The organism is Thiofilum flexile DSM 14609 (genome assembly GCF_000380185.1).
GTDB lineage: Bacteria > Pseudomonadota > Gammaproteobacteria > Thiotrichales > Thiotrichaceae > Thiofilum > Thiofilum flexile.
The window spans coordinates 21,734-28,378 of the sequence record NZ_KB904774.1; the positions used below are offsets into that span (position 1 = coordinate 21,734).

At 40.9% G+C, this 6,645-nt stretch carries 8 protein-coding genes; 2 read left to right on the plus strand and 6 right to left on the minus strand.

Going from position 1 to position 6,645, the window contains the following annotated elements; translation table 11 throughout:
* Window positions 1-45: 45 nt before the first annotated feature.
* On the minus strand, window positions 46-723 hold the full coding sequence (locus A3IK_RS0111525) for a hypothetical protein (protein ID WP_020560135.1): 678 nt from the start codon (window positions 721-723) through the stop codon (window positions 46-48).
* Window positions 720-1,208: a hypothetical protein gene (locus A3IK_RS0111530; RefSeq protein WP_020560136.1), complete on the minus strand. Its 489-nt coding sequence runs from the start codon at window positions 1,206-1,208 to the stop codon at window positions 720-722. The genes A3IK_RS0111525 and A3IK_RS0111530 overlap by 4 nt, the downstream gene beginning before the upstream one ends.
* A 488-nt stretch (window positions 1,209-1,696) precedes the next feature.
* Here A3IK_RS0111530 and A3IK_RS21350 point away from each other — a divergent pair, with 488 nt between their 5' ends.
* Entirely contained in the window at window positions 1,697-1,927 is a 231-nt protein-coding gene (locus A3IK_RS21350) for a hypothetical protein (RefSeq protein ID WP_162596649.1), read from the plus strand.
* Window positions 1,928-2,001: 74 nt separating this feature from the next.
* Here the strand turns inward: A3IK_RS21350 and A3IK_RS0111535 are convergent, their stop codons facing one another.
* Window positions 2,002-3,105, minus strand: coding sequence for an RNA-guided endonuclease InsQ/TnpB family protein (locus A3IK_RS0111535; protein WP_020560137.1), 1,104 nt, complete (start codon window positions 3,103-3,105; stop codon window positions 2,002-2,004).
* Between the two features lie 127 nt (window positions 3,106-3,232).
* On the opposite strand from A3IK_RS0111535, the gene A3IK_RS0111540 reads away from it, so the two are divergent.
* The gene (locus A3IK_RS0111540; protein ID WP_020560138.1) at window positions 3,233-4,507 is read left to right on the plus strand and encodes a LysR substrate-binding domain-containing protein; all 1,275 of its coding nucleotides are present in this window, start codon (window positions 3,233-3,235) and stop codon (window positions 4,505-4,507) included.
* Here the strand turns inward: A3IK_RS0111540 and A3IK_RS0111545 are convergent.
* From A3IK_RS0111545 to A3IK_RS19305, 3 genes are all read right to left on the minus strand, one after another.
* Window positions 4,504-5,820 (minus strand): TRAP transporter large permease, encoded by a 1,317-nt coding sequence (locus A3IK_RS0111545; protein ID WP_020560139.1) that lies wholly within the window; start codon window positions 5,818-5,820, stop codon window positions 4,504-4,506. The two genes, A3IK_RS0111540 and A3IK_RS0111545, sit on opposite strands and share 4 nt — an antisense overlap.
* 2 nt (window positions 5,821-5,822) lie before the next feature.
* On the minus strand, window positions 5,823-6,341 hold the full coding sequence (locus A3IK_RS0111550) for a TRAP transporter small permease (protein ID WP_020560140.1): 519 nt from the start codon (window positions 6,339-6,341) through the stop codon (window positions 5,823-5,825).
* Between the two features lie 55 nt (window positions 6,342-6,396).
* Window positions 6,397-6,645: transposase (locus A3IK_RS19305; protein WP_020560141.1), on the minus strand; the 249-nt coding region annotated here is incomplete at its 5' end.

Below are 6,645 nucleotides of genomic sequence, written 5' to 3' on the forward strand. Positions count from 1 at the left end.
GGTTTATGTTTGGTAAGGTGCATCTTAATGATAACTACATGCCAACTAATTACTCTTTTTCTCTTCTTGTACTGAAGGAGCTGCTGGTTTTTCCGGTGCTTTTTCAACTGTTGCTCTGTTGACCTCCTCTACGGTTTTTATAGGATAAACCTCTTTAACATAAATATAGAAAAGCACTAGGGATAACACTAGTATTAATAATCCAATAACAGGAGAGGATACCTTAACTCCAGTAGCTGATATATCTAATTGGCTGACTACGGGAGCCTCTGGTGTACTAGATAAACTATTCGCAGTCGTTTTTACGGCAGTAAATTGTAAATAAGAAAAATATAGCCCACTTAATACAAAAACGAAGAAAACGCCAAAAATCAATTGAGACGATAGTAATTGCCACTCAAAATTATGCTTTCTTATATCTGATTCCTGCTTAATAACCTCTATTTCATGTTGGCTTAACTGCCTAATAACATCCACTTCATGTTGGCTTAATTGTTTCAAGTTATTAATAGCCTCTAATATTCTTTGTTTTTCCGCATCTAAAATCTGTTTATCCTCAGTAATTTGATAGTTTTGAGGTAATAGCGAGGATTGCGTTGTTAGACTATTATTTTTAGTGTTTTCATTTACTATATTTTTTTTAATTTCAGCAAAATCAATAGCGCCACACCAAGCAAATGAGTTAGTTAATAAAAATACTAATAAAAAATGTAATAACTTCATTTCTTTACCTCTAAAAACATTAAACTATCGATGAGGAATGATAGCTTATCTTGATCACACTCAAATTTCATGTTTTCATCAAATTTTATTTTTTCCTCTTTTGATAATCTATTAGAAACAAGTAAATGCAATTTTTCCATTCTAGAATTCATTGCACTATTTAAAGTACAATTTATATTCTTTATTTCATCAAAAAAATATGAAGGCTTTATATTGAAATCAACAAAAGAGTATTGTCCTAGATCGTTAGGAAGCAAGTTTGATTTAAATATATTGGCATTACACTTTATACTATTTATTTCTAAATTTTTATTTGAGTAAGACGCACTTGATTTAGGTATATAACCAATACTTTTTTGATTCAAAATAACCTTCTTGCTATCCTTGATAATATTTCCCTTGATATTATCAGCCACAACTTGTGTATTGCTAATATTATAAAATATACAAGCCAAAAAAATTATACTATATATTTTCAATTTCATTTACATAGCTCCCTCTTTTCACCAACTTATACTGAATTATATACTCAATTTTTTGTCGATGCAGCCTTTTAAATGATGGATCATGCTTCTATGCTCTTGAGTTATGCACAGACTCTGGAGGTGCCATTCTATTTAGTATCTAACTATCTCTAGCTACAAACCTTGTTGAGTGCGGGGTCTAGTATTTAGTAAAGGAATATAAAAGAGTCAGCTTAGCTATAAAAAATTAATATAATAAAATTTATCATATAAATATTTTATTAATTTATAAAAATAATCATATACGATCTCATATAAGAATCTTATGTTGACCCAAGTTGCGTGGGCTAGAGAAAAATCCATAAGGATCGTTTTTCGTTTTATCAACGAAAACAAACCTTCTAAAAGGATTGCTAGACCGTAAGTTAAGAATATTATTTAAAACAGGAGGTTTAGAAACGCTTAGTCGCAATCAGCGCATACTCAAGGTTTATGCGAGGTACACCACCATGTTAAAGCTAAAAAAAGACCAACAATGGCCACATTTAGTCCTTGACCATGCTTCATCAGAAGGGAGTAATGCCTGTTATCAACAAATTTCTCGTCATGCAAACCCCTATGTACCGAACTCTGTACTGTGGCACGAATGGCGCTCAGGCTGGTTGCAATATGATGCAGACTATCACCCTAATCATTTGACGATCTCATGGAGAGAGGATTTCAGCTTGAGTACTCATTAGCAGTGCCTATGCTGATAAATATTAACTCTGCACCCATTCTCTGTAGCTTTTTGTGATTTGACATCCTCCCCGACCTAAAGGACGGGGATTCCTGCTGCCAGACGCTCATGTCCGAGCGCGAGAATATTCTTAGCTGCATTGACATCTCTATCATGCATTGCTCCACACTCAGAGCAAGACCATTCTCTTATTCGCAAGCCTGTTCTACCTTTCGGACTGTTGGGGCTAATACAGCCACAACTCGAACAAGTTTGGGTCGTGTACGATTCATTGACTTCTAGATACATAGCTGACTGCATAATTGCTTTGTACTTCAACTGTATCTTGAGCATATACCATCCTGCATCTAATACGGATTTAGCCATCTTGGTTTTAGCTAAGGCAGAACTGCTCACATCACCAATGACGATTAAGCTGTTATCTTTAACAACTTGGGTAGTGAATTGATGGATAGTATCTAAACGACGATTCTTGATTTTGGCATGAATCGCTTTGACTCGTTTTTTCTGTTTAGCTCTTTGAGCTATACCCAGTTTAGATTCCAGTTCTCGATAGAACTGTTTGGACTCAAGCTTTAAGCCATTGCTACAAGTAGCAGCATCTTTAAGACCTAAATCAATTCCGATTTGTCCTTGAGCTATCGACTCTATAACAGGGACTGCTACGACCACATTGAAGTACCAGCGACCTCTAGCATCTTGGGAAAATGAGCCAGAACGGAATTCATATTGAGAGAGTCCATAGCTATCCCATACCTTGAAATAGTGACCCGCATAGCGAACTTGTCCATTCTTCCAAACGGCTGCACCTTTTTTGAAGGGTATCCAACCTAAGGAATGCTTAGAACCACTCGATATTCTCCAGCACAATTTGCTTTTCTTGAATTGCTTGCGGGCTTTCTCGTGGGCTTCCGTCACTTCTTGAACCGTTTGGGAATGAATGAGAAACCCACGTTCTTTACGCAAAGCGGCTTGAGAGTTGGCAAGATCGTAAGCACTCACATAGATATGCAACCAACCGACTTCGGGAACCGGTATCGCTGCGTAGTAAGCACTTTGCTCATTTGCCGCATTCCAGACCTGATTCACTTCAAACGCCATACGTTCAAGAATAGGCGTGTGCTTATCCTTGACTCGTACTTTTAGCGTTTTGAGAACCGTCACTAGGGGGGATGTCATGCTACTATTCTAACTCAAGTGAACGACCGAATCATCGGTTTCCAACCGATTCGCCTGATATCCCCGCCGTGAACGGACGGGGTCTTACGGCGAAACTGATAAATCATTTGCTAGGGGATCAAACCCTATGGATCGCATACAGGGTATAAGTTTAATGGCTACTGCTCAACACACCACTTATTTAGTGCTTGAAGATAACTTGAGCTATTTACGTATCTTTCTAGCCGTAGCCGAGGCAGGGAGTATCAGCAAAGCCGCCGAACACATTTTCAAAACCCCCTCCGCTATCACGCGTGCTATTGCCAAACTAGAGCAAATTTTGGAGATAAGCTTATTTGAGCGCAAACCACGCGGCATGCTGCTAACGAGCTATGGTGAAGTGGTGCTGCGACGGGTGCAGCGTATTGAGCAGGAAATTCACGCCGCCGCCCAAGTCCTTGATAATAACGCCCCTACACATCAACTACTGCACCCTATTATTAACACGCTCTTTTCTGGAAAAAAACTGCTGCTGTTTGCAACGATTGCCGAACAAAAACAAGTGGTTAATGCCGCCCATAGACTCGGTATGTCCCAAGCAGGCGTCAGCATGGCGCTCAGTCGGTTAGAAAGTGCTCTAGGCCGCCCCCTGTTTCAGCGCTTAGCTACTGGCATGTGCCTAAATGACAGTGGTGAAAAACTATTAATCTATGCTAAACGCGTATTGGCTGAATTGCGCCATATGCTCTCCGATATTTCCGCGATTCAAGGCGCGTTAGAGGGTACGATTACCATAGGAGCCTTGCCCTTAGGACGCACCGTATTATTGCCCTTAGCTATTGCCGAGATCTTAAAAAACCACCCCCGCTTGCAGATTAAAACCTTAGAAAGCCCCTATGAAATATTAGTATCCGGTTTACGTAGTGGGGATATTGATTTTATTTTGGGAGCCTTGCGTCCTGACGAGCTGAGCGTGGGCTTAGTCAATGAAACGCTATTTATTGATAAAGTCGCTATTGTGGCACGTGCCAATCACCCCCTCACCCAACAACATCCTATTGATCTGGCTCAACTAGCTCATGCGCAATGGATTTTACCCCGTACCGATACCCCCTCTAGAACCACTATAGATGTCGCGTTTCAAAGTGCTGGCTTACCGCCACCGCTGCCTTCGGTTGAAACGGGTGATTTAGCCTTATTACGCACCCTATTACAGGTGAGTGATTTAATTACCGCCATTTCACCGCATCAGGTTTGTTTTGAAATTCAGGAGGGTAAGCTAAAGGTATTACCTATTCAATTAAGCAATGCACCGCGTGCTATTGGCATTGTGACTAGAGAAGGCAGCTTATTATCGCCAGCCACCTTCTCATTCTTGGCAGAAATTCGCACCCTAGTGCAAACGCAAGGACTTACTAACTAAGTCACAATAAACAATGAAATACTCGGAATAAATACCAATAGCGCAATACGCACAATATCAGACATTAAGAAAGGAATTACACCTTTAAAAATAGTCTGCATGGGTATATCACGCGCGGTATTATGAATAATATACACATTCATACCGACGGGGGGAGTAATTAAACCAATCTCCATCACTACTAGCGCAATAATACCAAACCAAATGGTTTTTTCGTCAGCACCTAAACCCCAATAATCGATACCTAATATAATCGGCAAAAACACCGGAACGGTTAAAAGAATCATCGATAAACTATCCATGACACAACCTAATAAGACATAGGCTAGAATAATCATGAATAATACCATCATGGGGCTAAAACCAGACTCTGCTACCCAACTAGCCACCGCCGTAGGTATTTGACTTAAGGCCATAAAGGCATTAAGCATATCAGCCCCTAATAGAATTAAGAACATCATACCCGTACCGATTGCGGTGCCATAAATACACTGAGCCAAACCAGCACCCGTTAACCCCCCTGATTTCCAAGCCGCAATACCCGTTGCTAATACCCCTACAGATGCTGCTTCGGTGGGAGTAAATAAGCCACTGTAAATACCGCCAATCACCACGGTAAAAATTAACATCACAGGCCACGTGTCAATCACCGCACGCATACGCTCAGACCAAGAAAATTTTTCAGGTATACCCTCGGCTAAACTCGGATTCACACGGACTTGAATAGCGATCACTAGCATATAACCTAATACAGCTAATACACCCGGAATAAAGGCTGCCATAAATAACTTAGCAATATTCTGCTCTGATAAAATGGCATAAATTACTAATGGCACTGAAGGCGGAATTAAAATACCTAATGATCCACCTACTGCCATAGCACCCGCCGCTAAACTAGGCTTATAACCATGACGCTTTAATTCTGGCAATACGACCTGCCCCATGGTAGCGGCAGTGGCTAAGGATGAGCCGCAAATAGCACCAAACCCTGCACAGGAGGCAATACCCGCCATCGCCATTCCTCCGCGCCAATGCCCAATAAAACGATTAGCGGCGGAAAATAACGCACGGGATAAACCACCGTGGGTCGCAAATTGCCCCATTAATAAAAATAGCGGTACAACGGATAAATCATAAACTGAGAAACGCCCATAAGGAGCATTTTTTAAATAAGATAAAAAAGGATCAAAACCGGCTAACCAGATATAACCGACGGCTCCGGTGATAAACATTACGATGCCAATATGGACGCGTAACACTAACATTACCATCATGACAATGCCCATGATGATGCCAACTGAGCTGCCATCCATAGTTAAACATCCTTGTTAAAAGCACGGCTAAAATCATATAGGGCGACTAAACCTAATACGGCAAAGCCCCATACTAAAGGCACATACCCCCACCAAATGGGAATACCAATGACCATTGAGGTTTCGCCATACTCTTTAATATCTAATAATCCAGCCCAAACTCGCCACGCGACTAAAAACGCTGCCAGCGCTAATAATAACAGCGCAGCATAATCTAATATGCGATTAAAACGGCGTGGCACTCGGAGCGTAAAAAAGTCCACAAATACATGACCGGCGCGTAATTGGCAATAAGGTAAACATAGAGCTATTCCCATGGCGGATAAAACCTGAACGATTTCATAATCCCCCAGAACTGGTGTATTCCAAAGGGCACGACCGATAACACTAACGACCGACATTACCGCCTCGGCGATAAAGATGCCGCCAGCTAACCATGCCATTCCTTCACTGAGTTTTTCTAAAAATCTACCCAATGCATCATTACGTATTACACGAGAGTGATGAATTGATTCTGCCATTGCAATCCTCCTAGTTAACCTGAGTTCGACATAAGAAAATCTGTTAATTCATTGATTACAATGCAATAAGTGCAGAGCTACTAAGATTTAACGAGGGTTTTCGGGGTTGATAGGTATAAGCAATCAATCCCGCGACCACATCTGCCATATAATTCGTCAAAGAACGATGACGAGAATGCTCGACTTGAGATTGATTTTTTAGTTGATCATTGATGGTCTCAATAATCGCCCGCTTACGCAGTAATAGCTGATCCCATAGGCTTCTCACAACGGGTTTCATATTCGCCTTACGAGTCGTGATCCA

Coding starts and splice junctions, on each gene's coding strand:
- A3IK_RS0111540 (WP_020560138.1), top strand. CDS start 3,233: ATGGATCGCATACAGGGTATAAGTTTAATGGCTACTGCTCAACACACC.
- A3IK_RS0111525 (WP_020560135.1), bottom strand. CDS start 723: ATGAAGTTATTACATTTTTTATTAGTATTTTTATTAACTAACTCATTT.
- A3IK_RS21350 (WP_162596649.1), top strand. CDS start 1,697: ATGTTAAAGCTAAAAAAAGACCAACAATGGCCACATTTAGTCCTTGAC.
- A3IK_RS0111530 (WP_020560136.1), bottom strand. CDS start 1,208: ATGAAATTGAAAATATATAGTATAATTTTTTTGGCTTGTATATTTTAT.
- A3IK_RS0111535 (WP_020560137.1), bottom strand. CDS start 3,105: ATGACATCCCCCCTAGTGACGGTTCTCAAAACGCTAAAAGTACGAGTC.
- A3IK_RS0111550 (WP_020560140.1), bottom strand. CDS start 6,341: ATGGCAGAATCAATTCATCACTCTCGTGTAATACGTAATGATGCATTG.
- A3IK_RS0111545 (WP_020560139.1), bottom strand. CDS start 5,820: ATGGATGGCAGCTCAGTTGGCATCATCATGGGCATTGTCATGATGGTA.